General features: G+C 38.3%; 30 protein-coding genes. 4 read left to right on the top strand and 26 right to left on the bottom strand.

Annotation, left to right across the window (positions count from 1 at the left end):
* Window positions 1-121 precede the first annotated feature (121 nt).
* The 12 genes from ACRPLQ_RS09515 to ACRPLQ_RS09460 all read right to left on the bottom strand — a co-directional run bounded on the left by ACRPLQ_RS09515 (window position 122) and on the right by ACRPLQ_RS09460 (window position 12,355).
* Window positions 122-1,234 (bottom strand): CdaR family transcriptional regulator, encoded by a 1,113-nt coding sequence (locus ACRPLQ_RS09515; RefSeq protein ID WP_432235934.1) that lies wholly within the window; start codon window positions 1,232-1,234, stop codon window positions 122-124.
* A gap of 71 nt (window positions 1,235-1,305) precedes the next feature.
* Window positions 1,306-1,878, bottom strand: a complete 573-nt coding sequence (locus ACRPLQ_RS09510; protein WP_033579191.1) for a DJ-1/PfpI family protein — start codon at window positions 1,876-1,878, stop codon at window positions 1,306-1,308.
* Window positions 1,879-1,997: 119 nt separating this feature from the next.
* The gene (locus ACRPLQ_RS09505; RefSeq protein ID WP_232217037.1) at window positions 1,998-2,330 is read right to left on the bottom strand and encodes an IDEAL domain-containing protein; all 333 of its coding nucleotides are present in this window, start codon (window positions 2,328-2,330) and stop codon (window positions 1,998-2,000) included.
* A gap of 207 nt (window positions 2,331-2,537) precedes the next feature.
* Window positions 2,538-3,971 carry a GntP family permease gene (locus ACRPLQ_RS09500; protein ID WP_013083445.1) on the bottom strand — a complete coding sequence of 478 codons (1,434 nt, stop codon included), beginning with the start codon at window positions 3,969-3,971 and terminating at the stop codon, window positions 2,538-2,540.
* A 45-nt stretch (window positions 3,972-4,016) separates the two neighbouring features.
* Window positions 4,017-5,207, bottom strand: coding sequence for an iron-containing alcohol dehydrogenase (locus tag ACRPLQ_RS09495; RefSeq protein WP_080754429.1), 1,191 nt, complete (start codon window positions 5,205-5,207; stop codon window positions 4,017-4,019).
* A gap of 245 nt (window positions 5,208-5,452) precedes the next feature.
* Window positions 5,453-6,601: an ABC transporter permease gene (locus tag ACRPLQ_RS09490; RefSeq protein WP_033579192.1), complete on the bottom strand. Its 1,149-nt coding sequence runs from the start codon at window positions 6,599-6,601 to the stop codon at window positions 5,453-5,455.
* A gap of 1 nt (window position 6,602) precedes the next feature.
* Window positions 6,603-7,709, bottom strand: coding sequence for an ABC transporter permease (locus tag ACRPLQ_RS09485; RefSeq protein ID WP_034269130.1), 1,107 nt, complete (start codon window positions 7,707-7,709; stop codon window positions 6,603-6,605).
* Between the two features lie 19 nt (window positions 7,710-7,728).
* Window positions 7,729-8,667, bottom strand: coding sequence for an ABC transporter ATP-binding protein (locus ACRPLQ_RS09480; RefSeq protein ID WP_028413090.1), 939 nt, complete (start codon window positions 8,665-8,667; stop codon window positions 7,729-7,731).
* 101 nt (window positions 8,668-8,768) lie between these two features.
* Window positions 8,769-9,887, bottom strand: coding sequence for a sensor histidine kinase (locus ACRPLQ_RS09475; protein WP_034269127.1), 1,119 nt, complete (start codon window positions 9,885-9,887; stop codon window positions 8,769-8,771).
* A 4-nt stretch (window positions 9,888-9,891) separates the two neighbouring features.
* Window positions 9,892-10,530 carry a response regulator gene (locus ACRPLQ_RS09470; protein ID WP_028408271.1) on the bottom strand — a complete coding sequence of 213 codons (639 nt, stop codon included), beginning with the start codon at window positions 10,528-10,530 and terminating at the stop codon, window positions 9,892-9,894.
* 167 nt (window positions 10,531-10,697) lie between these two features.
* Window positions 10,698-11,933, bottom strand: coding sequence for a Zn-dependent hydrolase (locus ACRPLQ_RS09465; RefSeq protein ID WP_033579195.1), 1,236 nt, complete (start codon window positions 11,931-11,933; stop codon window positions 10,698-10,700).
* Between the two features lie 299 nt (window positions 11,934-12,232).
* The gene (locus ACRPLQ_RS09460; RefSeq protein WP_013057357.1) at window positions 12,233-12,355 is read right to left on the bottom strand and encodes a hypothetical protein; all 123 of its coding nucleotides are present in this window, start codon (window positions 12,353-12,355) and stop codon (window positions 12,233-12,235) included.
* A 292-nt stretch (window positions 12,356-12,647) separates the two neighbouring features.
* On the opposite strand from ACRPLQ_RS09460, the gene ACRPLQ_RS09455 reads away from it, so the two are divergent.
* Complete coding sequence (locus ACRPLQ_RS09455) at window positions 12,648-13,184, top strand: IseA DL-endopeptidase inhibitor family protein (protein WP_014459798.1); 537 nt, start codon at window positions 12,648-12,650, stop codon at window positions 13,182-13,184.
* 154 nt (window positions 13,185-13,338) lie between these two features.
* A complete protein-coding gene (locus ACRPLQ_RS09450; RefSeq protein ID WP_028413088.1) occupies window positions 13,339-14,925 on the top strand; it encodes a glycosyltransferase family 39 protein in 1,587 nt (528 codons plus the stop codon).
* Between the two features lie 39 nt (window positions 14,926-14,964).
* On the opposite strand, the gene ACRPLQ_RS09445 is transcribed toward ACRPLQ_RS09450, so the two are convergent.
* Both ACRPLQ_RS09445 and ACRPLQ_RS09440 read right to left on the bottom strand, forming a co-directional pair.
* Complete coding sequence (locus ACRPLQ_RS09445; protein WP_231503802.1) at window positions 14,965-15,384, bottom strand: GNAT family N-acetyltransferase; 420 nt, start codon at window positions 15,382-15,384, stop codon at window positions 14,965-14,967.
* 125 nt (window positions 15,385-15,509) lie between these two features.
* Window positions 15,510-15,707: a hypothetical protein gene (locus ACRPLQ_RS09440; protein ID WP_432235933.1), complete on the bottom strand. Its 198-nt coding sequence runs from the start codon at window positions 15,705-15,707 to the stop codon at window positions 15,510-15,512.
* Window positions 15,708-15,799: 92 nt separating this feature from the next.
* On the opposite strand from ACRPLQ_RS09440, the gene ACRPLQ_RS09435 reads away from it, so the two are divergent.
* Window positions 15,800-16,717: an aminoglycoside phosphotransferase family protein gene (locus tag ACRPLQ_RS09435; protein WP_432235932.1), complete on the top strand. Its 918-nt coding sequence runs from the start codon at window positions 15,800-15,802 to the stop codon at window positions 16,715-16,717.
* A 17-nt stretch (window positions 16,718-16,734) separates the two neighbouring features.
* On the opposite strand, the gene ACRPLQ_RS09430 is transcribed toward ACRPLQ_RS09435, so the two are convergent.
* The 4 genes from ACRPLQ_RS09430 to ACRPLQ_RS09415 form a co-directional block, all read right to left on the bottom strand.
* Window positions 16,735-17,730: an LLM class flavin-dependent oxidoreductase gene (locus ACRPLQ_RS09430; protein WP_432235931.1), complete on the bottom strand. Its 996-nt coding sequence runs from the start codon at window positions 17,728-17,730 to the stop codon at window positions 16,735-16,737.
* A gap of 14 nt (window positions 17,731-17,744) precedes the next feature.
* The gene (locus ACRPLQ_RS09425; RefSeq protein ID WP_014459792.1) at window positions 17,745-18,029 is read right to left on the bottom strand and encodes a DUF3219 family protein; all 285 of its coding nucleotides are present in this window, start codon (window positions 18,027-18,029) and stop codon (window positions 17,745-17,747) included.
* Window positions 18,030-18,163: 134 nt separating this feature from the next.
* Window positions 18,164-18,757 carry a DedA family protein gene (locus ACRPLQ_RS09420; RefSeq protein WP_014459791.1) on the bottom strand — a complete coding sequence of 198 codons (594 nt, stop codon included), beginning with the start codon at window positions 18,755-18,757 and terminating at the stop codon, window positions 18,164-18,166.
* A 94-nt stretch (window positions 18,758-18,851) separates the two neighbouring features.
* Complete coding sequence (locus ACRPLQ_RS09415) at window positions 18,852-19,571, bottom strand: endonuclease V (RefSeq protein ID WP_165635263.1); 720 nt, start codon at window positions 19,569-19,571, stop codon at window positions 18,852-18,854.
* Window positions 19,572-19,839: 268 nt separating this feature from the next.
* Here ACRPLQ_RS09415 and ACRPLQ_RS09410 point away from each other — a divergent pair, with 268 nt between their 5' ends.
* Window positions 19,840-20,715 carry a glycerophosphodiester phosphodiesterase gene (locus ACRPLQ_RS09410; protein ID WP_165635264.1) on the top strand — a complete coding sequence of 292 codons (876 nt, stop codon included), beginning with the start codon at window positions 19,840-19,842 and terminating at the stop codon, window positions 20,713-20,715.
* Window positions 20,716-20,749: 34 nt separating this feature from the next.
* Here the strand turns inward: ACRPLQ_RS09410 and ACRPLQ_RS09405 are convergent, their stop codons facing one another.
* The 8 genes from ACRPLQ_RS09405 to ACRPLQ_RS09370 form a co-directional block, all read right to left on the bottom strand.
* Entirely contained in the window at window positions 20,750-21,262 is a 513-nt protein-coding gene (locus ACRPLQ_RS09405; RefSeq protein ID WP_033579200.1) for a hypothetical protein, read from the bottom strand.
* A gap of 27 nt (window positions 21,263-21,289) precedes the next feature.
* Window positions 21,290-21,784, bottom strand: coding sequence for a hypothetical protein (locus tag ACRPLQ_RS09400; protein WP_029322197.1), 495 nt, complete (start codon window positions 21,782-21,784; stop codon window positions 21,290-21,292).
* A 53-nt stretch (window positions 21,785-21,837) separates the two neighbouring features.
* The gene (locus ACRPLQ_RS09395) at window positions 21,838-22,368 is read right to left on the bottom strand and encodes an ankyrin repeat domain-containing protein (protein ID WP_165635266.1); all 531 of its coding nucleotides are present in this window, start codon (window positions 22,366-22,368) and stop codon (window positions 21,838-21,840) included.
* Between the two features lie 139 nt (window positions 22,369-22,507).
* On the bottom strand, window positions 22,508-22,885 hold the full coding sequence (cdiI, locus tag ACRPLQ_RS09390) for a ribonuclease toxin immunity protein CdiI (protein WP_165635267.1): 378 nt from the start codon (window positions 22,883-22,885) through the stop codon (window positions 22,508-22,510).
* Window positions 22,886-22,998: 113 nt separating this feature from the next.
* Window positions 22,999-23,469 carry an SMI1/KNR4 family protein gene (locus ACRPLQ_RS09385; RefSeq protein ID WP_165635268.1) on the bottom strand — a complete coding sequence of 157 codons (471 nt, stop codon included), beginning with the start codon at window positions 23,467-23,469 and terminating at the stop codon, window positions 22,999-23,001.
* Between the two features lie 90 nt (window positions 23,470-23,559).
* Entirely contained in the window at window positions 23,560-24,039 is a 480-nt protein-coding gene (locus ACRPLQ_RS09380; RefSeq protein WP_165635269.1) for an antitoxin YezG family protein, read from the bottom strand.
* Between the two features lie 53 nt (window positions 24,040-24,092).
* Window positions 24,093-24,548, bottom strand: a complete 456-nt coding sequence (locus tag ACRPLQ_RS09375) for a DUF600 domain-containing protein (protein WP_165635270.1) — start codon at window positions 24,546-24,548, stop codon at window positions 24,093-24,095.
* Between the two features lie 126 nt (window positions 24,549-24,674).
* Entirely contained in the window at window positions 24,675-25,166 is a 492-nt protein-coding gene (locus ACRPLQ_RS09370; protein WP_071277046.1) for an immunity protein YezG family protein, read from the bottom strand.
* Between the last annotated feature and the right edge of the window lie 228 nt (window positions 25,167-25,394).

Raw genomic sequence — 25,394 nt, 5'->3', positions numbered from 1 at the left:
TCCTTATATATCTCTTAATCTTATTATAGTTGCAGAAGCCACGAGGGACTATAGATAAAAAACTAAAAAAAAGCGCTTTAAAAACTCATTTTTTGTATGTTTATCTAATGAATAGCGCACTTTATTCTAGTAGAGACAGCGCAAGGTAAAAAAGCGTGAGACCCTTTACACTTTTAGGATCAATGTCTGTTAGTTCTTTCATTTGCTTCAAGCGGTAATGAAGCGTATTGATATGAATATGTAAATCAACTGCCGTTTTTTTTAATGATTGATCATTGGATAAATAGCATTTCAACGTTTCGAGAAGCTCTTTTTCTTTTAAAAGAGCTGAAAGCACTCGACTTAAGAATTCCTTTTTTACAGGTTCAGAAACGTCTTCTAAAATCATGTCCATCAGCAGTTCCTCATAAAAAACAACGGTTTGACGTTTTGAAGCTACTTTAAGCGCTTTTTTTGCTTCTTCATATGAAGCATGCAAATCAAATTGCTCCGCTGGCTTTCCTACACCAATAGTGATGATAACTTGGTTGTTTGCTTGAATGTACTGCTGACATTTTTTTAATTCTTCTTTAAATCCTTGTCTTACCTTTTCACCTACCGCTTCTTTCAGTAAAAGTAAGCGATCGTATCCCCAATTTGCGATATAATCTCCTTCACCTTTATGACTTTCAAACCAGTAGCGAATTGTTTCTTGTACCTGCTGCTGCTTCTTTTTCGAAAGAGATGAGTCAATTTGAAACAGCGTGCAGCAATAAGGACTGTCTACTTGTACTCCTAAAATATGACCTCGTTCAATAAATTCTGCATCTACCTGCTGGCTATAAATCCATTCACGAAAAAAAGCTTCTACTCCTTTATTTTCCCATTCCTTTGTTTCTATGTAGTATGCTTCGCGAATAATTAACTCTGTTAATCTTCGAATAATATCTGCAAAAGGCTCAACAGCTTCTGGAGTACCTGTAATGCCAATAACGCCAATAATGTCTCCTTGATAACTGATAGGCAAATTAATTCCTGGCTTAACTCCTTTTAAATCTGCTGCTTCTTTTTTGGAAATATATAGTTTTTGCTTTTTTTGCATCACGTTCCACGCGCCTTCATGAAAAAAACCAACCCGCTTTTCTTCTGTAGACGCAATAATAATTCCGCGTGTATCCGTTACAATTACATGTTCTTTCATCACCAGCTGTACTTCTTTTATAATTTTCTTCGACAGTTCAGACACTAGCTGCACGTTGTTTACACCTCACCTATCATCAATTAAAAGAGCTGAAAGAATGGTTTTCTCTCAGCCCGCTTTTTTTATTATGCGTTCACTTTTTCAGCTTTTTTTAGCACGTTAAAAAACTCTTTCATAAATTTAGGTAAATCCGGCCAAGCTTGTCCGGTTACTAAGTTTCTATCTACGTGGAGCGTCTGTTCAACAAATATAGCACCCGCCGCTTCTACTTCCGGACGGCAAGCAGGATACGCTGTCACTTCTCTGTCTTGCAGATACTCTCTAACCGTCGTTAACACGAGCTGACCATGACAAATAACGCCTAAAGGTTTGTTTTCTTTTAAAAAATGAGCGGCAATTTCCTGAACTTTTGTGTTCATTCGAATATATTCAGGCGCTCGTCCTCCAGGGATAATAAGTCCGTCAAAATCAGCGGGATCCACTTCATCTACAGAAGCATGAGAATCAATTTTATATCCCGTTTTTTCTGTGAATGTTTCCATTTCTGGAAGAAAATCATGAACAACCGTTTGGAGCTTCTTTTTCACGGGAGAGGCAATGGTACACTGAATATCTTCTTCTAAACAGCGATAATACGGATAAAAAACTTCTAAAGCCTCCACGGCATCTCCTGTTAAAATCAAGACACGTTTACTCATCTTTTATCACCTTTTCTTTTAATGTCGTCATTTACTTCTTCTCGCAAGCTGCTTTCCATTCCTGCTTTTCCCCTAGGAATAATAAAAAAAGCAGGGCCTTCATTCCTTTACTAGGAATGTCAGCCTTGCTTTTTATCTTGTACTCTTTTTAATTCAGCTGTTAATTCAATAAACCAAGCTTCGTCTTTTGTTAGCAGCGCAAGATCAATCAATGAAAGAATCTGCTCTTCGTGCACCGTTTTTTGAAGGGGCAGCTTCTCTATTTTTTCATCCATCATGCCAATGGTTGTACCGACCATTTTTTCATCATCACTTTTCACTACATTGATTAGTGCGGCTTTTTTAGATGGATTAATCGTTTTTATATATCCGTATATAAGTTCACCGTCGCGAGACTTTCCTTTGACCCAGTCGCCTACTTTTAAATTTCCTTCAAATAGCTTCACAGTCATTCTCCTTTCTTCATAAACATGCTAAGAATTAATGTAACGGCATATAGTATTCTAGAAAGTAGTGTAATCATAATACTTACAGTTTAGAAAGTCAAAGAATCTGTTTTAGAGCAAAAGGCTCGATATACAAAATCAGTGCAACAATAAAAAAATCCGAACGATTTATCGTTCGGATCTTTCTTCAACTACACTCAGCCTCTTTATTTGTTATACGAGTCCAGTTAAGCTGTAGATTCCAATGATTAAGAAACATGCAAGCGTTTTTATAACAGTGATCGCAAAAATATCTCGGTAAGACTGCTTGTGGGTTAATCCGGTAATAGCAAGCAGGGTAATAACGGCTCCGTTATGAGGAAGCGTATCCATACCGCCTGATGCCATCGCTACAACTCTGTGCATAACTTCAGGAGGAATATTGTATTGATTAATAGCTTCTACATACTTATCTCCCATCGCACTAAGCGCGATTCCCATACCTCCAGAAGCGGATCCTGTAATACCGGCTAAAATGTTTGTCGTAACGGCTCCATTGACAAGCGGATTTGTAAAGGTATGTGAAATACCATCGCGAACGGTTGCAAAGCCAGGAAGAGATGAAATAACGCCTCCAAAGCCATACTCAGCTCCCGTGTTCATCGCAGCGAGAAGCGCTCCGCCAATACTTGCGTTAAGACCCGCTTGGAAACCGGTGGTCACTCTCTTCCAGTCATACGCAATCGTCGTAATAATTCCAATAACAAGTGCTAACTCCACTGACCAAATACCAACAACTGCGGTTAAATCTACTTTTCCGAACGCTTCAAGGCCAATTTTGGCAAAATCAAAACCGTCTGGGTACCACTTTGGAATAGAAACAGTAAAAAATTTGTTTGCAACCCCTACAAGCACGAGCGGAACAAACGCTAAAATCTGTCTTGCTACGCTAGGTTCATATTTAGGTTCTGTAGAAGGTACAGACTCTTTTTCTAGCTCTGCAGCAGCTGCTAGTTCATTATTAAATCCGTAGTAGCCTTCTCCAGCTTTTCTTGCTTTTTTACTTCGACTTTCTAAATACCAAAGACCTAAGCTAAAAACAATAACTGATCCGATAATCCCCAGTGTCGGAGCAGCATAGATGTCTGTTTTAAAAAAAGTCGTTGGAATAACATTTTGAATTTGCGGTGTACCCGGAAGTGCATCCATGGTAAACGAAATAGCTCCTAATGCAATCGTTCCCGGTACTAATCGTTTTGGAATATTCGCTTCGCGGAATAAGTTAGCCGCAAACGGATAAACTGCAAACGCAACAACGAATAAACTTACGCCGCTGTAGGTTAAGATTGCTCCCATTAAAACAATCGCCAAGATCGCACGTTTAGCCCCCACGACTTTAACAATTGTTTTCGCAATCGACTCAGCGACTCCAGACATTTCTACCATCTTCCCGAAGACTGCTCCTAATAGAAAGACAGGGAAGTAGTTTTTAATAAATCCAACCATTTTCTCCATAAAAACGTTTGAGAAAAACGGGAGTGCATAGCTTGGTTCCGTTAAAATAACGGCTAGCAGCGCACAAAGTGGAGCAAACAAAATAACTGAAAATCCGCGGTAAGCAACCAGCATCAAAAGCCCCAGAGACAGCAAAATAATCAGCAAATCCATAACGTTTCCCCTTTCATCCCTCATTCAATTTGTCTTGAATTTATCTTATTTCTTATAAAGTGCAGACTCAAACTCATATTCATAGCAGGTGTAATACAGCTGGATAATTTCTTCTGCCGTCGGTACAACAGGATGGTTAGCAGGACTTCCGCTTTGAATCGCATCCGCTGCCATTTTTTCAACCGCCGCATAAAATAGCTGACGATCAATGCCCCACGATTGAAGATTAGGAATCTCTAAGTCGATACAAAGCTGCTTGATGGCTTCAATTAACACATCTGCTCCTTCTTTTTTTGTATATGATACGTTCGGAAAAAGAGCTTGTCCTATTTCACCTAAACGATCGATTGAAGCCTCTTTTGTATAGTCCAAAACCGCAGGCAGGAGCATCGCGTTAGAAATACCGTGCGGCACATGGAATAACGCGCCAATAGGTCGTGACATACCGTGCACTAGAGCAACGGATGAATTTGAAAACGCCATCCCCGCAAGCATAGAAGCATAGGCCATTTCGTTTCTTGCTTGAACATTTTCTCCATTTCTGTACACAAGACGAATATTTTTCATAATTAACTCAATTGCTTGAAGCGCAAGTGAATCCGTAAAAGGATGTGCTTTTTTAGACAAATACGCTTCGACCGCATGACTGAGTGCATCAATTCCTGTAGCTGCCGTTACGTGTTTTGGACATGATAGAGTTAATAACGGATCAACAATGGCTGTATCAGGCAATAATTGAGGCCTTGCGAGCATCATTTTTACATCGTACGCCGTGTCTGTAATAACCGTCGCTTTCGTCACTTCTGAGCCCGTTCCAGCAGTCGTAGGCACGGCAACCAAAGGAAGAGGACTACCTTGAAAATCTTGTTGATTTTGAAAATACGTTCGTAGATGCCCTTCATTTGTCATCATAATGGCAACCGCTTTTCCAGTATCGATACAGCTGCCTCCCCCTAAGGCAATAACCACATCGCACTGCTCCGCTTTACATATGGCAAGCGCTTCATCTAGATGAATATCTGTCGGCTCTGAATTTACGCCTGTATACACGGCACAGTCCATGCCAGCCTCTGCTAAGTAACGACGACAAGTTTCTACATTGCCTGCTTTCGCCATAACGTCATCACTTATAAGCAATGCCTTTGTCCCAAGCAGTGCAGCTTGTTCTCCAATTTTAGAAAATGATCCTTCTCCATATAAAACCGTGCGTGGTACAAGTAGTTCATAAATTCCCACTGTTTTTCCCCCTTTGTTATCTCGCTGACAATCTCTCCTTCCGTCTTTTCATGCTGACTTATGTAAGCGATTTCATTTATTTGTGCAAAAAACCAACATGAACTTCGTTTTTCTCCCCTATTTATTCTCTTTTTGTATACCCCTTTCCTCTTTCATTCTAAAATTTCATCTTATATTTTTCAATCTTTTTTTGAAACTTTTTAAAAATTACAAAAAAAGCCAGAGGTATTCTCTGACTTTACCATTTAAATAAACTTTTGAACAGTATTATTTCGATTTAATTTATAAATCGATAGCAGGAAAAAAACGAGTGCAAAAGCTAGTAAAATGCTGATATTTAACCATAGGCTGCTTAATGCGGCTCCTTGTTGAACACTTTTCAACGTGCTTAATACCCACGTTTGAGGAAGAAAGTCGGCTATTTTCTGCATCACATCCGGCATAAATTCAGGAGGGAAAAAGCACCCTGACAGTAAACAAGTTGGCGTAATAATAAGCGTTTGAAGGCCGTTTGCCGCTTTTGAGCTTTCTGTAAAAGCAACGATTACAAGCGACAAGCCGATGGCTACTAGCCCAAACAAAACTAAAATAAAAAATAGCTGCCACACAGGAATGTTCATATCTACATGAAAAAGAGTCGTAATACAAACAAGTGTAATCATTACTTGCAAAGTTAATAAAATCATATTTGTCATAACATTAGATATCACGTATTGCCTTGCACTGACTGGCGAAGCTAGCAGTCTAAAATACGTGCGCTGCTCTTTTTCTTTTGTGATAAGAGCCGATAGATTTACGGCAGAAAAAAGCATAAACATAATTAAATACCCAATTGTCTGCTTGACAATGTTTTGATCGGTTCCTTTGTCTTCAAGTGCATGCGTGGAGACGTGGAATGGCGCTTTTTGATAACTCTCATACATTTGTTTAAACGCAGCGTCATTGCCGCCTGCTGCTTGATTAAGCGCAGAAACATTATCAATATATTGATACAAATAAGACTTAATAAAGCCCGTTACTTCTGCTCCTTTTATCGAAGTAATCGTAATATGATCTGGTTTGTTCGCTTTGACGCTTTCAGAAAACCCTTTTTCAAAAGTAATAACAGCATCAACTTTCTTTGACGTAATCTCATGATCCACTTCTTTGTCAGTGAGCATTTTAACATTTGTTTTATGCAGTCCTTTTAAAAACTGAACGGTGTCTTTTGAGATATCCGTTGAGTCGTGATTGACAACTCCGATATTCACCGAAGTCCCTGCTGTATTTCCATAAATAAGAACGGACATCAAAATACCTGCAATAGGCAAACCAATAACAAGTACAAGCGTCCTTTTGTTTCTAAGCAGCATATTTCTCAGCATATTTGTGACAAGCCACATGATATTTTTCATGTTATAACCCCTCTCTTTTTCTCAAAAGCACAATGGCTGTGCCCAAGAATAAAATAGAGAAGCCTACATTCAACCCGATAACTGAAAGAGAAGCGCCGATATCATTTGTATAAATCAATTTAATAAGTCCATTATTCATCCAGGTTAAAGGTGATACATTGACGAAGCCTTCTCCAGCTCCATTTTGAAAATAGGTTCCTCCCACAATACACGACACTTGAATCACAACCATAATAATTGCTCTTGACGCCGCTTCCGTCTTCGTAAGGTAGCTAACTCCTAGTCCAAAGCTAATGGCAAAAAGAATCTGAGATACTAACATTACGAGTACTAAGAGTAAATGATCTCCCCAATTCGCATCAAAAAAATATTTAGTCGACATAATGACGACTAATACACAAATGGCGTGAACCAAAACAGTGCCTAAAATTTTCCCGACAAAAATTTCAGCGGTTTTAATCGGTGCGGCTACTAATCGAATTGCTGTATTTCGCATACGCTCTCCTCTAATTAAATAACTCGCTGAGATAGATCCGTACAAAACAATCATGGTGGTCATTGAAATAGCGTAGTAATCTATTGAATTTGGCTGTTTTTGAGAATGAAGGGATGTTTCTTGAATATAGTCATGCTTAGACGCACGCAGCAGGTTCTCGACTTGCTGAGGATTTACTTTGGCCACTTCCATAGCCACGTTGTACTTATCAACAAATGTACTTAACATACCTTGCACCACGTTAAATTCAATGCTGTTTTCTTCATTTCCGGAGAGATTAATGCCTCCGTCTTTCACTTCTACATAAGCTGTATAATGCTGCTCTTTTACTTCTTTTTTTCCATCTTGATCTTTTTTCAACGCTTTAAAGTGAATGCCCGATTTTTCTGCATGTGCAGCAAACTGCTTAAAAGCGGCAGATTGTTCATTACTTGTGTCCATTTTGTAGAGAACGTAACTGTCGTCTATCGTCATGTCGTTATTAAAGGCTTGAGACAAAGCTGTTCCTAAAATAAGGACAAGAGCTAGCGGAAAAAGAATCATAAAAATAAATGCACGCTTATCTCGCAGATCACTTTTCATTTCTTTCAAAGCAATTGCAATAATATTCATTCGTTATTCCTCCTTTCTTTTATAAATCTCTTAGACTGCGTCCTGTGAGCGTCAGAAAGACCGTCTCTAAATTAGGGGCTTGTTCTTTAACTGCTTTAATTTCGATATGATGCGTCATTAAATAATGAATGACCTTGTTTAAGTTATTCACTTCGGCGCTTGAATTAATTTTAATGATTCCATCTTCATACGTAACGGCTGTTACGCCTGGAATTTCCTTTAGACCGCTGCAATCTATATCGTCTGCTTCTTTTACTTCAATCCAAATATCTTTTGTATCGGTGATAATCGCTTTCAGCTGCTCTTTTGTTCCTTCAGCAATAATTTTGCCGTGATCAATAATTGCAATTTTTGTACATACCTCTTCTACTTCTTCCATATAGTGACTCGTATAAATGATTGTGCTTCCCATTTCATTTAGCTTTTTTACAGATGTTAAAATATAATTTCGCGACTGAGGATCAATGCCAACCGTCGGTTCATCCATAATGATCAGCTTAGGGCGATGAGCAATTGCGCATGCGATATTTAACCTTCTTTTCATTCCTCCTGAAAAGCTTTTCGGATACGCCTTTTGTTTATCTAAAAGCCCTACAAACGCTAAAGCTTCTTCGACTCGTTCGCTAAGAAGTGATCCTCTTAATCCGTAGAGTCCTGCAAAAAACTTCACATTTTCATAGGCTGTCAAATCTTCATAAATCGCTAAGTCCTGCGGAACAATTCCGATGTTCATCTTTGCGAAATTTCGGTGTTTCTTTATATTTTTCCCAAGTACTTCAATATCGCCGCTGTTGCTTTGAAGAAGACTAGCTACCATATGAATCGTTGTGCTTTTTCCTGCTCCGTTTGTTCCTAAAAACCCAAATATATCTCCTTCTTCTACTTGTAAAGATAAATTATCTACCGCAATAAAATCTCCAAATTTCTTTGTTAATTTTTGAATGGATAATACGTTCATCATTTCACCTCTAGTGTGTTGGTATATCCTTATTTTATGAAAAAAAGGCAAACTTACGTCAGTGCATAAGTTCACCTTTTCCCCATGAGAAATCTCATTATTTACGTATGAAGTTTCTCACCTATCGGCAGCAGTGTGGTAACAGAAAATCCGTTTGCTCCGTCAACAATCACCGTTCCGTTAATGGAAGCAGCGCGCTCTTCCATTCCTGCTATGCCAAGTCCTTTTTGAAACAAGTGAGCGCCTTTCCCATTGTCTTTGACTTCTACTTTCACCATTTTATTTAGTACGTGAAGCTCAATGGCAATCATCGTTGCTTCTGCATATTTTAAAGCGTTTGTAATAGCTTCTGTTATATTTTCATGAATAATTTTCCACTGAAGAGGCGTGATAAGATCTAAATTCCCTTTGTATACAAGAGGCATTGCGATACTATGCTTAGCCTCAAATTCACCAATAAATAATTTAAGACGGCTGATTCCTATTTGCTCAGCGGGAGGCTTTATACTTTTTAACGTTAACCTAATTTCTTCAATGCCTTCTTTCGAAATTGTAATCGCATTTTGAAGAAGAGACAGCGCTTTTTCCTCGTCTTGCTTCATTACGTGCTTTGCTGCCTCCATTTGAATAAGTGCTCCTGTCATTGAATGACCAATCTTATCATGAATTTCCTGCGATAGTCGATTTCGCTCTTCTAATTTTGAAGCATATTGAGACTGTCTCACATACTCTTTATTTTCATTCACGTGCTTTTGCAGCTTTTGCATACTTACTCTCATTTCATCAAGCTTTTGTTCATAATTGTTTGTCCGCTTTTGATAGAGAGCTGCTCCTGTGTAAATAAAAAAAGTAAACGCAGCGACTAACACATACAGAGCTCTAATATCAGAGGGAACTAGCAGCACTGGAAGCAATACAAGCAGCACCATCCATTTTTTTACGACTGATTCTCCAATAAGCTCACAAAGGTTTAGCGGCAAAAGAAGAAAAAACAAAGGATGAAGTTGATACGCACAATATAGAATAAGGACAATTGAAAAAGCAATAAGCATGCGCTTGAACGCGCTCTTTTTCACAATAGACGCGGCGATATTAACACAGCTGTAAAGAAGCAGTGCTAACACAATAGCTGAAATCGAGTGTACATAATTAAACTGAATGTACGTAATAGCCAAAAACAGCATGAGGATGAGCTTGGTCATCATTAATCCGACTTCCATAGTCCTACTTCCCTTTACCGGTTAAATAGTAAATAGCAATTTGAGTACGGTGCTCAAGTCCCGTTTTACTTAAAATCGAACTAATATAGTTTGCTACGGTACCTTCTGAAATAAAAAGCGTTTTAGAAATTTCTTTATTTGAAAGCCCCTTGGCAATCAGCGTCATAATGCTCGTTTCACGCTCGGTAAACTGTGTCATATCCGCTTTGGACTCGCGCTCAGTTGCAGCGTTTAAACTTGATTTAATTTTATCAAGCACAACATCTTGCAGCACCGTATGTCCGTTGAACACACTTTTGATTGCGTCTCGAATGCGCTCTGGCTCTGTATTTTTTAACAAGTAGCCTTTAGCTCCGTTTTTTACAGCATCAATAATATATTCATCGTCATCAAACGTAGTTAAAATAAGCGGCTTTGCTTTCGTTGACTCTGAAATAAGCTTTGTAGCCTCTACACCGTCCATAACAGGCATTCTTACATCTAACAATGCAATATCGACGGAGTGATTCTTGCAATATTGAACGGCTTCTTGACCATCTTTTAAAGTAGCGACAACGTCGAATTCCTCGTATGTATTTAATATAATTTTCATTCCTTCTCGAATAAACGAATTATCATCTGCAATAATAATAGTAATTTTCATTTCTGCAAGTGAGAAGATCTCACTTTTTTTCACATCCTTTTTTCACATCCATCCCGATGCTTCTCATTTATTGTAGCCATAATAAACCAAAAGTTCAATGCGATAGTTTGCAGTCTTTCTAAGCACTAAAAAAGAGCAAACCTCCGCAGGTTTACTCTTTTATCTCATTACTTCTGAGCTAACTTAATCACCGTCTCTAAAAGTACGTTTACACCTTTTTCGCATTCTTCCCAAGGAGTGAACTCTTCTTCACAATGACTTTTTCCGTTTACGCTCGGAATAAAAATCATAGCCGTCGGAATATAGCTAGCTAAAAACTGTGCGTCATGTCCAGCTCCGCTGACCATTCGCTTGTAGGAATACCCTAGCGAACGAACCGACTCTTCCACTTCATCACAAACCGTTTTATCAAACCACACGGTATCGCGTCCCCAAAGCTTGGTCACCCGCACTTCGCACCCTTCTAACAGCTCCGCTTGATCAGGCAGTGATTGAATAATTTTTTCCACGGATGCAATGACATCTTCATCCGTATGTCTCGCTTCAAGTGAAAAAATCACTTTATTTGGAATAACGGTATGAATATTAGGCAGTACGTTCATACGACCCATTGTATAGACTAAATTTGAATCCAATCTGCCGAGCTCATGACGAGCTTCAGCAATCAGGTTATTAGTTGCAAATAGCGCATCTTTCCGCATATCCATCGGCGTCGTCCCGGCGTGATCTGACTCCCCCGTAACTTCAATTTCATAGCATACCATTCCGAGCACGCACTCGACTACACCAATTGATTTGGCTTCTCTTTCTAAAATAGGCCCTTGCTCAATATGTAATTCTACAAATGCCGATGCTTCAGTAAGACGGTTACTTCTATCGCCTTCATATCCGCATGATTGAAGGGCTTGCTTAAACGTCACGCCGTCAACATCTGTCTTCTTCATCATAACGTCTTTTTGAAACTTGCCCGATAAAATACCTGAAGCCATCATAGAAGGCTCAAAACGCGCTCCTTCTTCATTCGTAAAGTTAACAATCATAATCGGCACCTTCGGCTTAATATTATGTTCAACCAGCGTCCTTACTAACTCTAACCCTGCAACTACACCGAGGATTCCATCAAACCTTCCGCCTTTTTTTACGCTGTCCATGTGTGAGCCAATCACAACAGGCGGCTTATCTTCTAGCCCTTCAAGCGTGGCATAAATACATCCAAGGTCATCGATTTTAATATCCATTCCAAGATCCCGGCAGCATGAGCAAAAATAATCTCGTGCTAGGCGATCTTCTTCTGACAGCGCTAGGCGGGTTACACCGTTATTAGGTGTTCGTCCATAATCGGCAAATCGTTCAAGCGTATTTTTTAACCTTTCTCCATTCACTGCTACTTTTTGTCGTTGCAACTCAACCACTCTCCTCATTATTTGGTTATAAAGTGCGTCTAAGATGCTGTGTTAATGAATATCATTCATTATGACATAAAATAGGCGATATCACTTGAAGTCTGTTAGAACCCCTTCCATTGTTTTTGTAATGAAAGTGCGCAGCTTGCCTTATGTATCTATTAGCTTCAAAACGTAAATTTCCTGCTTTTTTCTATGAATAATGCACGCGTTATTTATGCATTTTTATTATAAAAATAGCGATAGGTTTTTTTCAAAAAAAAGAGAATTAGTTATTATACTAACTCTCCTCTACACACTTACTTTTTATTTGCTTTCTTCGCAATCGCAATCATTGTAGCCAAAACACCAACTGTAATAATCACAATAGCAATTACGGCAGTGGTAATAATAATTCCTGATGTCACTTCTGAAACACCCATTAGTTTACGTTCTCCTTTTGTGCCTGACCTATTTATCTAAATCAGCATATTGATCGATTTATTCCTATTATATACGAACTTGTAAAGCGACGAAATATGTGACACATAATTGACATACTGTTTATATGTTTTCTTTTAATTCTACGTTTTATTTAAGAAAATACGGGAATAATTCAAACATATATAAGAAATACTCTTTATTTCTTTAAAGAAGTATTGTAATATAAATGTAACAATTGTAATATTAACAGCATGAATGTTACATATATTTCAATGAATGAGTAGGAGGGAAATGGAAATGAAAAAATTTGGAATAATCTTAGCATCACTTGCTCTTTTCTTTTCACTAAGCACAGGAGTTACAGCTCAAGCAGCATCACAAAATCTATCAACGACTAATGCGGTAAAAATTGCAGCAAACGCAAGCAACCATTTCTGGAATGCACTTCATGGATCTAAAGGTAATTTATGTACTCAAAAAACATTTAATTATAAAGGCACTCAGTACTCATATCTTTGTCAAGATTTTAATACAAAAAGCAAACTAGTAAGCTACTTATCTGAAACGTTTACAAACAGTGCTATTCAAAAAGGATTAACAAATTATCGCTACATCACATATAATGGAAAGCTTGCTCGTCCTGTCGGTGACGGATTCAGCATGCTAGAGTGGAACAAAGCAAAAGCAAAACTAACTTATCAACGCGCCGATGTTCGCTCTTATCAATTTACGGTTCCAACAGTTGACGGAGGAAGTGTAAAACGCACCGTTACATTTTATAAATCTGGTTCACAGTGGAAAGTAAATAAGTTTGATGCTGTACTATAAGCAATATAAAAAACAAGGTCTTCTAAGGCCTTGTTTTTTTATGCTCTCTCTTCCGCTCTTTATTAAAGAAGTTTCACTTTATTTTCACCAACTCCCCTTATAGTATGGAGACACACTACTACTTATTCGATACATTGTCATCGGAGGATTTTATATGAACATACTACAAAAAAGAACGGCTTTTATCGTAACGGCAGCTTTTCTTTTAGCATTTGTTTTCAGTATCGTTTCACTATCACACTATAAAGGAGAAGAACATTTATTTTCAATTCAAGAAAGTCATCAGTTAAAAAAGATTACGAATGGTATATCTGCTCTTGATAATAACTCAAGAGATCATCGTCTTCCTTCAGGAAACGGTCCTGCTTCACCCAGCAATTCCGGAGAACACGTAACGCCTTTTCATAATCTATCTATGGATAACGGTGCCGGAAGTCAAGGAGCTAATAAAGACTATGAAACGCCGCTAGCTCTTTATACGGTGGGCTTTTTTATAGCAGCAGCTTTCGTTTACGGATTAGTAAAGAAAAAGAAATGGCATCATTCGATAGGGCATTCTCGCGTTATTTTATGGTCATTACTTGGCACTGGTTTATTTATTCGGATTGCACTGATTCCGTGGGTAGGCTCTCATATGGATGCGTCGCTTTTCAAAAACTGGGCATCGGTTGCGGCTAATCATTTTTCAAATTTCTACGCTAAAAGCGGAAGCGATTATCCGCCGTTTTATATTTATATCTTGTTTATCGTTGGGAAAGTTGGCAGTTTACCGGATTTTCAGCAGTATTTTTCGCTGTTGATTAAAATTCCGCCTATTTTAGCAGATGTTGTCACATCTTATTTACTCTATCGTTTAGCTCGTAAATACTTGGCACCTTCTTTTGCATACCTGTTAGCAATTGGGTATTTATTTAATCCGGCCATTTTAGTTAATTCAACGTTTTGGGGACAAGTGGATTCATTTTTCACTTTACTTATTGTCCTAGCCATTGTAATGATTACGGAAAAACGAATTTACGCGTCGGCCGTTATTTTTACAGCAGCGGTCTTAATGAAGCCGCAGGCGATTATTATCCTGCCTATTTTGTTTTTCGAGCTCATTCGCCTAAAGCAAGTGAAGCATTTCTTCGGCATTGCTTTAACGGCGGCTTTCACTGCTGGGGTGATTTTATTGCCTTTTTCAGTCGGAAAAAGTCCAACGTGGATTATTGATTTATTTTCATCCACCATTGGAGAGTACCCGTATGCTTCTGTTAACGCCTACAACTTTTATAGTTTAATAGGCGCAAACTATAAAGACAGCTCTGCAACGCTACTGTTTTTCAGCTATCATACGTGGGGACTTATTTTTATCGTCGCGACAACTATTTTTTCTTGGCTTATTTATATAAAAGGACGGAGCTTTAAATACGCCGCTCTTGCAGCGCTTATTCAAATTTCAGGGGTATTTACGTTTTCTTCAAGTATGCATGAACGCTACTTATTTCCAGCAGCAGCGCTTGCTTTAGTGGCTTATATTTATTTAAAAGACAAAAACTTGCTTTACTTATCCCTTGGATTTAGCATCAGTATTTTTATGAACACTTTTTTTGTTTTATACGGCGACAGTAATATGCAAAACAGCACGTCATACCCGTTTTCTATGTTTGCTACGTCGATGCTAAACGTCTTGCTTGTTGTTTATTTAGTAAAAGTTGCTTGGAATTTAGTCCAAAAAAGTACGGTTTTAAAAACGGCATAATACAAAAAGCTCAGTGAGTATGATTGATCACTGAGCTTTTTACATAACAAGCGACATGCCTGGCGCGTCTTCTTCTCTTTCTTGAAACCCTAATTTTTTATAAAAATGATGCTTTCCTTTTGCTGCAAACAGCTGAATCGATTCAATTCCGCTTTCTTGACATTTCGTTAACAGCTCTTGAATAATTTGCTTTCCAAGTCCTTTGTTTTGATACGAGGGATCAACCATCACGTCGCAAATAAGCGCTTGGTAAATTCCGTCTGAAATCATACGGCCAAATGCAATTAAATGTTCATTGTCATAAATACCGACTCTAAACCAGCTGTTGGCTGCCGCTTCAAACAGCTGTTCTTTTGTATAATTGCCTTTTTTACTTTTATGTAATCCGCTCGCTTCATGCAGAGCTGCAAACTGCTCAAATAACGGAACCTCTTTTTTTATTACGTAAGACACGTTCATTCTCCTCTCAATACCGTTGCTTTCTATATTATATTTATACATCAAAAAGAATAATAATTCAACATTTTTATCTAGTTATCTTGTTACCCTTTCTCCAAATAAAAAAACTGCCAAACGGCAGTTTTTTAGGCTTGTGCTGATTTTTTTCGTTTTTTAAGATCAATTCCTGCTATAATAAGCAAAATGATTCCAAGAGCAATCATGATTTTACTCACTGTTTCTACCCACTCAGGTGCGCTTCCAGCAAGTAAAAGTGAAAATCCAATGATATAAATAGGAAACCCAACGAGAGCCCAAGGAGATTTCACCTTCTTTGTCTTCATATATAGGATCTCCTCCTTCTTTACAGATTCTATGTAGGCTGTATATGATGAGTTTATCAGAAAAAATTGGAAACGACAAAGGAGAGAAACGCATGCATACGTTGCCTCAAACATTTTGTGATACAATTACTCACCTTCACTCTCATAAAGGCCAAAAGTGGCTAACTGACTTTCCTCAGCTGATTCGCTACTGCGAACAGCGATGGCATATCACCATTCACAGTCACTTCCCTCTTTCTTACCACTTTGTTGCTCCTGCGCGCAAAGCAGATGGAAGCGAACTAGTTGTAAAACTCTTTGTAGAGCCTTCAGAGCTGCTTCATGAGCAAGAAGCACTGACAGCAATAGCTGGTGAGAACACGGTAAAAATAGTGGACAGTGATGCTAAAAAAGGTATTTTACTGCTTGAAAAGCTGTCTCCCGGATGCCCGCTTTCCTCTTTATCAACTAAAGAAGAGGCTGCGTTAATCGCTGCTCGGCTCATGAAATCTCTGTGGCGCATGCCTCAATCAGACTCCACTATCGAAGAAACAGCCGTTAAAAGAGAGAAGCAGCTTCGAGAGTATACACAAATGTATCCAAGCGGCATTGATTTTCTTTCTTCCGAAACGCTTCAACACGCGCTAGCCGTTTTCTCTGAATTAAACCGGACTTCTCAGCAGCTTTTTTTGCTTCACGGAGACTTGCATCATGATAACATCTTACAGTCTGGTGAAGCGTGGAAAATAATTGATCCAAAAGGGTTGATTGGAGAAAAAGAGTACGAAATTATCCCTTTTCTTTTAAATCATCTGCCTAAGACAAACGTAGCAGAGACAATTGACCATCGAATCAATATATTTGTAAAAGAACTGAACGTAAATAAAAAACGCATTTTACTGTGGGGATACGCTCATTCTGTATTAGCCACGTGCTGGTTAATAGAAGACCGCCAAGACGCCGCTTCTTTTTTACGTGCTATAGAAGCATTTCAGCACTTTTTTGAGTACTATTACGGGCATAAAAAATAAGAGCCGACATTTGGCTCTTATTTTTTGCATTTCTCTGCGACAAGCTCATATGATTTTAATCGGTCAGCCGGATCGTGCGTAATGGTGACAAGCATGAGTTCATCCGCTCCGTAGCGTGCTTGAACTTCTTGAAGACGGACGTGTACTTCTTCCGGGTTTCCGATAATCATAGCTTCTTTCATCTTCTTCATTTTTTTCTCTTCTTCTTCTGTCAGCGGATAGCTGGCCGCTTCTTTAATAGAAGGCACACCTTTTGCTTCCATTTTATCCTGTTGAATTTTCCATACGAGTGAGCTCGTTGCGATGCGATGCGCTTGCTCGGTTGTTTCAGCGCAAATGACCGATACAGTGACAATCGCATAGGGCTGATTCCCGCTCTGTCTTGGCTGAAAAGCCTGCTTGTACTGATCAATAATAGCTGAACCGTCTTGTTCACTCATAAACTGTCCAAACGTATAGGCCATTCCGTTTCTAGCAGCGAGCTCGGCACTTTTTTTACTTGTGCCAAGCAGCCACGGTTCTGGAGAGACAGGCGGAAGCGGCGAAGCTGAAAGCTTGGCGTATTCATGTTCAGCCGGAAATTTATCTTCTAAAAACTGCAGAAGCTCTTCAACAAGTTCAGGCATTTTAAATACTTGCTGCAAGAAGTTATCCGACAGCGCATTTGTTGCTTCAGCCGATCCACCCGGCGCGCGCCCAATCCCTAAATCAACGCGCCCTGGAAACAGCGTTGCGAGCATGTTATACGTTTCCGCTACTTTATACGGCTTGTAGTGAGGCAGCAGCACCGCTCCGGATCCAATTCGAATTCTATTAGTTTGTGCGCCGATATAGCCAAGCATCACTTCAGGAGCCGAACAGGCAAGTCCAGACAAATCATGGTGCTCTGCAATCCAGTAGCGCTCATAGCCAAGCTTGTCACCAGCCTTGGCCAGCTGCATCGATGCTTCTAACGCTTCCGCTGGGGTCTGATGGGATGAAACGGGCGATTGGTCAAGTATACTTACTTTCATCACGCATCTGCTCCTTATTCGTTCACTTCAATTAAACTTAATGAAAAATCCCCTACCTGGCCTTTTTCATATAAATTTGTAAAAGACGTAGAGTACTGATGAATCGTTCCTTGGAAATCCAGATCTTCTTCTGGGACATTTACATGAAAAGTACCTTTATATAAAAGTGTAGTAATATCATGATATTCCTCACTTGTTACCTTAAAATCAACTGAAACTTTTGTTTTGCCTTTTACAATTTCTTGTTCATAGCTGTAAATTTGAATAGGCGTATCATTTAATACAATTTCTTGTACCACGTTAAATCGTCTCCTTTTTTAGTGCGTATGAAAAATAATAGCACTTGAAGAAGTCATGAGCAAATAAAAGAGCTTCTGGTTGCGCATGCAAAAAAAGCATGGCTTTTCGCCATGCTTGTAGTCCAAAAACGATCTTATACGCGCTTTGTACGCGTGCGTTTGAATACGAAATAAAGAACAATAATCACAAATGCCGCAACTACAAACGGAAGCGTATATTTGCTTGCTACGTCTTCAATGTTCGCCCAGTTCTCGCCTAGCTTTCCGCCTAAGTAAATAAATAAAATCGACCAAGGAATCATCGCTAACACGGTTAAAGACGTAAACTTCCAAAACGGCATTTTAGCAATACCTGCAGGGATCGAAATCGCGTGTCGAACAACCGGGACAAAACGAGCGGAGAAAACCACGCCCGCGCCGTATTTATTAAACCAGTTTTCCGCAAGGTCGATATGCTTATCATGAATAAATAAGTACTTGCCGTATTTTTGAAGAAACGGACGTCCTCCGTAGGCTCCAATCCAATATAAAAACCACTGTGCAATCGTTCCGCCAATAATTCCGGCAATGACTGCTCCTGGAAAACTAATCATGCCTTGAGAAATCATATACCCCCCGTAGGCTAGTACAATTTCACTTGGAATGATTTCAATCATTAAGCCGAGCGCAATACCTAAATAGCCAAGGCTCGTTAAAAAATCCAAAATACTCGTAATAAATGAACTCACCTTTAATCACCTTACTCATTCTTTAATAATTTTACACTACTACTATATTCCAACCATCAGTATAAAAGGAAACTATGAACTCATTATGAACAGCTTACTTCCCCGTTGACTGCCGGTACCTTTTCCGCAGCTCATGCGTATGCAGATCCGCTAGGCGGACCGGAATCGGAAGCTTACTTTCTTTTGAAATAAAATGCATCATAAGCTGATATGACATGTCCAAATCAATATAGTTTCCGCACGACAGAAAAATAGGCTTTACCCCTTTGGCTGTCCTTACTACTCTACCATAAACTTCATCATCGATCACAATATCTTCATAAGCGCCCTCTGTATCTTCAGGCATAACGTAATCATGTCCCTTGATCTTTAAATAGCTTTTCCCTATTCCAACGGTAGGTTTATTGAGAAAAAAAGAAGCATGTGTGGCTACTCCCATGTGCTCGTAGTGCAAATATCCGTTGCCATCAAATAAAAACACGTCGGGCTCTATTTGAAGTTTTTTAGCCGCTTCAAGAATTAAAGGAAGCTCTCGAAAAGCTAGAAACCCAGGAAGATAAGGAACCGTTACTTCTCCTACACTGTGCACTTTTTCCACAACGTTTTTCGTCTGATAATCAACCACTACAATGCTGCACGCTCCGTGAGATATGCCGTTTTCTTCCCAGTACGCAACATCAACACCAGCACAGTTATGTATATGCGTCATTTTGACGCGTGATGTTAAATCAATTTGTGCTTTTAGCTTTTGCTGAAGCGTCCGGCACTCCTCTTTCGTTTGCATCGTAAACGCATGTATGTACTGAATATCCATGTTCCATTCCTTTCATTGACTGACTCACCTATTATACAACTATTTTCTAAGAAATTCCTATTCTTTTTTTCACACCTTCTATTATAGCGCTATTTCCTTAACGTTTGATTAAAATCGCTATTCGTTTACGCATTTTTTGTAAACATCATCATGAAAAAATCCCTATTTTTCTTTACGAAATGTCAACGTTTTCTACACACTTCCTCTATATCAGCATCACATTTTTTCGTTACGCTATTTCTATACCAACGCATAGGAGAGAAATGTGATGAAAAAATATTTAGCTGGTTTAAGCGCCGTCGCCTTATTATGCTGTTCAATCGCCTCTTCTGCTTTTGCACGCACGGAAGAAAAACTCACAAATATCGCGCACCGAGGAGCCTCTGCCTACGCACCTGAAAATACAATGGCTGCTTTTCACCAAGCGTTAGAAATGAATGCGGATTACATTGAACTTGACGTGCAGCAAAGCAAAGACGGTGTACTCGTTATTATGCATGACCGTACCGTAGACCGAACGACAAACGGAAGCGGACACATTCGAGAGTTAACGTACGCGGAGCTTCAGCGCTTGGACGCAGGAAGCTGGAAAGGGGATTCTTTTACGAATGAAAAAATTCCAACTCTTTCGCAAGTATTAGATGAATTTCAAGGAAAAATCGGTATATTAATAGAGTTAAAAGCGCCGGAACTTTATCCTGGAATTGAAAAAAAAGTAGCTTTTGAAATCAACAAGCGACAGCTCGATCACGTTATCATTCAGTCTTTTAACGTTTCATCCATGAAAAAAATGCATGAGCTTCTCCCAAACGTTCCTATAGGGATACTAACTTCTTCACAGCGAGACGCAAGCCCAAATTCAATCCAGCAATTCGCCGCTTTTGCCACTTACTTTAACCCGTCTTATGACATCCTAACGCCTGCTCTTATCCACCAAGTCCATTCTGCCGGAATGAAAATATCACCGTGGTCTGGAATCAAGCGGCTTCCCGCTTCATTTTTGTGGAAAACAAAAAGTGACGGAGTGATTACAAATTATCCTGATGAAGTGAATTGGGTGCAAACATCAAGTGCTATCGGACAACAGCTCGAAAAAGGAAGCGCACGCCGAGTAATTACACTTGCCGTCACAATGTGGCCATAGTTCCTGTAATCTTTTACTAGTAACCTCGTCTTCCTTACTGCCTTTTTAACGCTTCAATACGTTTGATTTCACTGAAATACCGAAAGTTCCCTTTAAAACATCTCTCCATCGTTTTAAAAAACTGCTCCGCTCCTCCTAACACCACCATAAAAAAGTCTTGTTTTGGAAGCACTGCTTTTACGGGAGGAGATGTATGCAAGGTATACAGTACAAACTGTTCAGAAGCCGATTTTAAGGTTAATACTAACGGTTGATCTGGAAAATTCATCTCTCCATATCCGGTCTCTTTTAAACTCTCCATTGCATCCAACAAATAAAGCCACATCCCATCTATAACATCCCATGCAGATGCATCAAGAAGCGGCTCACCGTAGTATTCAAGCTTAATAGCTCCTTCAAGGCAAGTAAAATCAAACTGATTACCGTAACGAATGAGTTCTTCTTCGTTCGATATATCGATAAAATAGTGCGATTCCTTTTCATATAGAGATGATAAATCCGTAATCAAAATACCTGGACGCTTAATGAATGTTTGAACACGAAACAACATTATCCCTCCATGCCCTGTTTGCTTTCACAGCTCAAATAAATTTTCTCCGTCCTTATTTACCCAATACTTTTCTATTTTTGGAATCAAACCTGTAAAGTCTTTATACGTTCCTTTCCAATCGCTTGGAACATATTCTTCAAATGAAGCCGGCTCAGGAAACAGTGAGTAAAACGTCTTTTGATCAAAATCCACCAAAAACGAAGGGCTAAAATCTAATACGTCTTCTTCATCTACGCTTTCTATTTTATCTTCAAACAGCTTTAAAAGAGTAGTTGTATCTGCTTGATACGACTCTATACGTTTTAAAAAAAGCTCAGCATTTTCATTGCTGAGAACTTCGATCCCTTTTCGTTCAGGTTCGATGTATTCATTAACCGCTGAATCACCTTCATTTTCAAAAGCTTGTGCAAACTTTACATAATCCAAATACCATAGCTCTCGATCGGTCACATACCATTGAAACTGCTTTTTATGTACTACTCCGACAATTACGTTTTCAGCATATATGGGTTCTAGCATGAGATGGACCTCCTTGCTTTTATTAGCTTTGTGGCCTGTTATATACGATTTAATTAATCTTTAAGCACTCTCTTTTGTACTTTTTCATTCAGCTTTCGTTTTAAATATTCAGCCATTTCTATTTGTCCTCGTTCAATCGCAAATGCGTAAGCATCCATCTCTTTCATATTTTCACCAGAGTATGTAATCGATATATTAATATGATTCTCAACTAACAGTTTAACCATCTCAAAATGACCGTTATATATGGCAGCAAACAGCGGATTTCTATCTGGTTCACTGATATCAATTTCAATATTATGGTTAATAAGATACTTAGCAATATCTATATGTCCTTTTGCAGCCGCTCTTTCTAAGGCATTGGTAGAAAAAGTTCCTCCTTGTGCATTCACATCTATTCCAGCACGAATAAGGTATTGTACGATTTCTAAATGACCATAAGCTGTCGCTACATGTAGCCATGTGCCAAAAGGTGTAATCCATGTTAACATTTCTGGATTTTTCTCCAATAAGTCTCTTACCTTATTTAAGTGACCACCTTTTATAGCGTCTCTAATAGCTTTTGTCATTTGAGTTATTTCCATTTTTCGTTTTCCCTCTACTTTCTACCTTGTAGAATTCTCTCCAAAATATATCGTCTCTCTGCTTGGTGTAATGCGCTGTAGTGTCGGGAGCTTATTATCTATAGCAAGACTCGATTCGCGGCTTCTTTATGTACTCCTACTAGTCTTCGATACTATAATTTTGTTTGATTTTATGTAAAAGAGCCATCACTTTTTCTTTATCATGGGCATGATCTTCCATATATACGTGGCAAATTTTGTGCAAGTAAGTTAAAAACGTTTCATAATCGACAATAACACTTTTGTCAGTGTCACCCGTACCGTCTAGAAATTCAATGCCGTTTTCAACATAGCCCTCTTCCCACGGCTCTAAGTCGTCTGAAAATGTACAAATGTGGTACTCATTTCCATAACCAGTTTCCTCTGAAAAATAGTGTAAGACTTTTAAAAATTTTTGATCTGATAAAGCGCTATAAAAACTTATCATGGGAGACAACGTACAATCTATATCATGAAATAATTCTACGATCTTCTTCATTTATATCCCCTTTTTATAATTAATTGAATCAACGTTTACTATTTGATCACGCCTACTTCTATGAGAGCCTCAAAAAATCCACAATTATTTTCATGCCCTACTTTAGCTGCGGATTAATGAAGCATAGCTAAAAATTCTTTGAATGTATCTGCAACAGGGTACGTGTTCGGCTCAAGCTCAGCAGAATTTTCATGATCCCATACACAAACGCTAGGGTTATCTCTTGAATTTCTATAATCTAAACACACAAAATCTCCTGCAAATAAAGTCGCGATTGGTAATAAAGCTACTCCCAATAAATCTCCATCATCTGTAAGCCGATCCTCTAATTGAGTCCATGTTACATCAATATCAAACGTACCGGCTTCATTGTTCTCTGGGGCTTCAAGAATACATAAAAACCTTATTAATACATAGCTATGACTCTTCACTTTAAAAGCTTTTGCTTCTGGAGAAGCCCCGTTATTTCTTTTTATCATTTGTTTATAGTCTGGAGGTAATTTCACTCTCCAAAACGCTTCCTTTTCAGCTACTAAATTATCCGATGGTAATGGATAAATGATTGAATCTTTTTTTATTTCCATTGAATGTACTCCTTCTCTGTAGTATTCTTTCATTCCCTATTGAGATATGTATATTTAACATAATGAATTACACTATAAGCTGTTCATTTTTTATCTATCTTTTACAGCCTCGAGATATCTCTTTAGATGCTTTTGTCCTAGCTTACTTTTTGGCAAGATACCAAGGTATTCATATTTCCATATTGTCTTCCTAGCATGGGAATCTGCGGCTGAAAGATCATCATAATTAAATTGAATCGTAAACGTTTCTTTGTGATTAAAAATTAAAGTGAAGTTGGTCCATGGCTCTTGGTTCTCACTGGAGGTAAACACTTTCCACAATTCTTGGATGCAGTCTAATAATTTGTTCCATTGTTTAACATAGTCTTCTTCACTTACAGCAAAAATTTCAGGAATGTCATGACTGTATATAATTTCATCACTGTTATTAGGATAATAATAGAAGTACGCTGTTTGGGCACCATCAACAACTTCACCATAAAGATAAACTTTAGAACACGCTTCCGGAATGGTCTCTATTACGATATTGCCTATGTCTTGATATAGCTTATTCACTTTTTCTTCGTTCATCTAACATTCCTCCTGCTGCCTTGTTAAACTGCCTAAGAAGCCCTAGCAAAATATTAAAGCCTATTAAGTTTCACCTTTTCAAACCACTCATTAGCATTATAACTAGCGGTTTTAACATCATCATTTGTATAAACCAACTCGTAATTGTATTCCGCTGTAAAGTGGCCGCTCTTCACATCATAAATTAATTTCATCTCCGTTGGCATGTCTCTGTTATTTTCTTTACACAGCGCTTCAATTTTTTCAATATCTTCATTTAAAATATTTAATACCATAAATCCTCTTTTCGGAGATGTATCATATCTTTCATCCTCATCCTCTAAGGCGTCGTTCACTTGATGAGATTTTACATATTGATTGTTAATAAGATAAAAAAACTTACTAGCGATAATGTTTCCTTCACACGAAGCATAGATATACACTTTGTCGGCTCTATCGTTAATATATTCCATACAAATTGATATCATATCAGCTTGGAGTTCAGTGAATCGTTCTTCAAATTCTTTCATATGATGTTGCACCTCGCTTATAAACTTTTAATTCTACGCTTGTAAAATGTTCCCTTGATGCAATTCTTTAGGGTTAATTTAGTACCTTCATGAGGTGGGAATTTAACCACAAATACTGGATTTATGCTAAATTGGATTATTGGGATACTCATTTAAATACTTATTGATTAAAGTCTTACTTTCGCTATCATCTGGTTCTGTTCCTAAATATTTATATTCCCAAATCACTAGCTGGTCATCAAAGCTGTAATCCGTGTCAAACCAATTTGTATAATCATAATGCACCTTCAATTTGCCATCGCTATTAACAGATAGTGTAAAAGAGTACCAAAGTTCTTGCTGATTATCTTTAAAAACGTTTCTTAATCTATTACTTAACTCAAATAAAGCTCGATCCTTCATTTTATAAAATTCTTTATCAATATCGTCGTATTCACAAGGAATTTCTAAACTATATTTATAGTTCTTTTCATTCTCAAGGGTATTATAAAAAAAGTAAGTGCCTCCGCCCGTTTCGGATATTTGAGCGTAAAAATAAATCTTTGTCCATTTCGTAGGAATCATTTCATTCACTGTTTCAGAAATCCCCCTATAAATTTGATTTATTTCTGTTTCCATACTCAATATGTTCGACCACCTAACTGTTTTTCCAGTTTATAACGCGTTCCTTACTGTACCATCCATTAATGTTTCTCTATAACTATTATAAACCACTACAATAAACTCATCATTGCTCTTATCATAAAACACTAAAGTACTAAATACTTTCTCTCTACTTCCTGCATTGCATTCTTTACATTTCAAATACTAACTTTTTACTCCAACATAAAAAAAGAATTCGACTCT

Source organism: Priestia sp. TRN 1309, from assembly GCF_050846875.1.
In the GTDB taxonomy this organism is placed as follows: domain Bacteria; phylum Bacillota; class Bacilli; order Bacillales; family Bacillaceae_H; genus Priestia; species Priestia zanthoxyli.
This window is presented reverse-complemented; position numbering and strand designations above follow the sequence as displayed.

Coding starts and splice junctions, on each gene's coding strand:
- ACRPLQ_RS09510 (WP_033579191.1), bottom strand. CDS start 1,878: ATGAGTAAACGTGTCTTGATTTTAACAGGAGATGCCGTGGAGGCTTTA.
- ACRPLQ_RS09505 (WP_232217037.1), bottom strand. CDS start 2,330: ATGACTGTGAAGCTATTTGAAGGAAATTTAAAAGTAGGCGACTGGGTC.
- ACRPLQ_RS09500 (WP_013083445.1), bottom strand. CDS start 3,971: ATGGATTTGCTGATTATTTTGCTGTCTCTGGGGCTTTTGATGCTGGTT.
- ACRPLQ_RS09490 (WP_033579192.1), bottom strand. CDS start 6,601: ATGAAAAATATCATGTGGCTTGTCACAAATATGCTGAGAAATATGCTG.
- ACRPLQ_RS09485 (WP_034269130.1), bottom strand. CDS start 7,709: ATGAATATTATTGCAATTGCTTTGAAAGAAATGAAAAGTGATCTGCGA.
- ACRPLQ_RS09480 (WP_028413090.1), bottom strand. CDS start 8,667: ATGAACGTATTATCCATTCAAAAATTAACAAAGAAATTTGGAGATTTT.
- ACRPLQ_RS09475 (WP_034269127.1), bottom strand. CDS start 9,887: ATGGAAGTCGGATTAATGATGACCAAGCTCATCCTCATGCTGTTTTTG.
- ACRPLQ_RS09470 (WP_028408271.1), bottom strand. CDS start 10,530: ATGAAAATTACTATTATTATTGCAGATGATAATTCGTTTATTCGAGAA.
- ACRPLQ_RS09460 (WP_013057357.1), bottom strand. CDS start 12,355: ATGGGTGTTTCAGAAGTGACATCAGGAATTATTATTACCACTGCCGTA.
- ACRPLQ_RS09455 (WP_014459798.1), top strand. CDS start 12,648: ATGGAAATGAAAAAATTTGGAATAATCTTAGCATCACTTGCTCTTTTC.
- ACRPLQ_RS09450 (WP_028413088.1), top strand. CDS start 13,339: ATGAACATACTACAAAAAAGAACGGCTTTTATCGTAACGGCAGCTTTT.
- ACRPLQ_RS09445 (WP_231503802.1), bottom strand. CDS start 15,384: ATGAACGTGTCTTACGTAATAAAAAAAGAGGTTCCGTTATTTGAGCAG.
- ACRPLQ_RS09440 (WP_432235933.1), bottom strand. CDS start 15,707: ATGAAGACAAAGAAGGTGAAATCTCCTTGGGCTCTCGTTGGGTTTCCT.
- ACRPLQ_RS09435 (WP_432235932.1), top strand. CDS start 15,800: ATGCATACGTTGCCTCAAACATTTTGTGATACAATTACTCACCTTCAC.
- ACRPLQ_RS09430 (WP_432235931.1), bottom strand. CDS start 17,730: ATGAAAGTAAGTATACTTGACCAATCGCCCGTTTCATCCCATCAGACC.
- ACRPLQ_RS09415 (WP_165635263.1), bottom strand. CDS start 19,571: ATGGATATTCAGTACATACATGCGTTTACGATGCAAACGAAAGAGGAG.
- ACRPLQ_RS09410 (WP_165635264.1), top strand. CDS start 19,840: ATGAAAAAATATTTAGCTGGTTTAAGCGCCGTCGCCTTATTATGCTGT.
- ACRPLQ_RS09400 (WP_029322197.1), bottom strand. CDS start 21,784: ATGCTAGAACCCATATATGCTGAAAACGTAATTGTCGGAGTAGTACAT.
- ACRPLQ_RS09395 (WP_165635266.1), bottom strand. CDS start 22,368: ATGGAAATAACTCAAATGACAAAAGCTATTAGAGACGCTATAAAAGGT.
- cdiI (WP_165635267.1), bottom strand. CDS start 22,885: ATGAAGAAGATCGTAGAATTATTTCATGATATAGATTGTACGTTGTCT.
- ACRPLQ_RS09385 (WP_165635268.1), bottom strand. CDS start 23,469: ATGGAAATAAAAAAAGATTCAATCATTTATCCATTACCATCGGATAAT.
- ACRPLQ_RS09380 (WP_165635269.1), bottom strand. CDS start 24,039: ATGAACGAAGAAAAAGTGAATAAGCTATATCAAGACATAGGCAATATC.
- ACRPLQ_RS09375 (WP_165635270.1), bottom strand. CDS start 24,548: ATGAAAGAATTTGAAGAACGATTCACTGAACTCCAAGCTGATATGATA.
- ACRPLQ_RS09370 (WP_071277046.1), bottom strand. CDS start 25,166: ATGGAAACAGAAATAAATCAAATTTATAGGGGGATTTCTGAAACAGTG.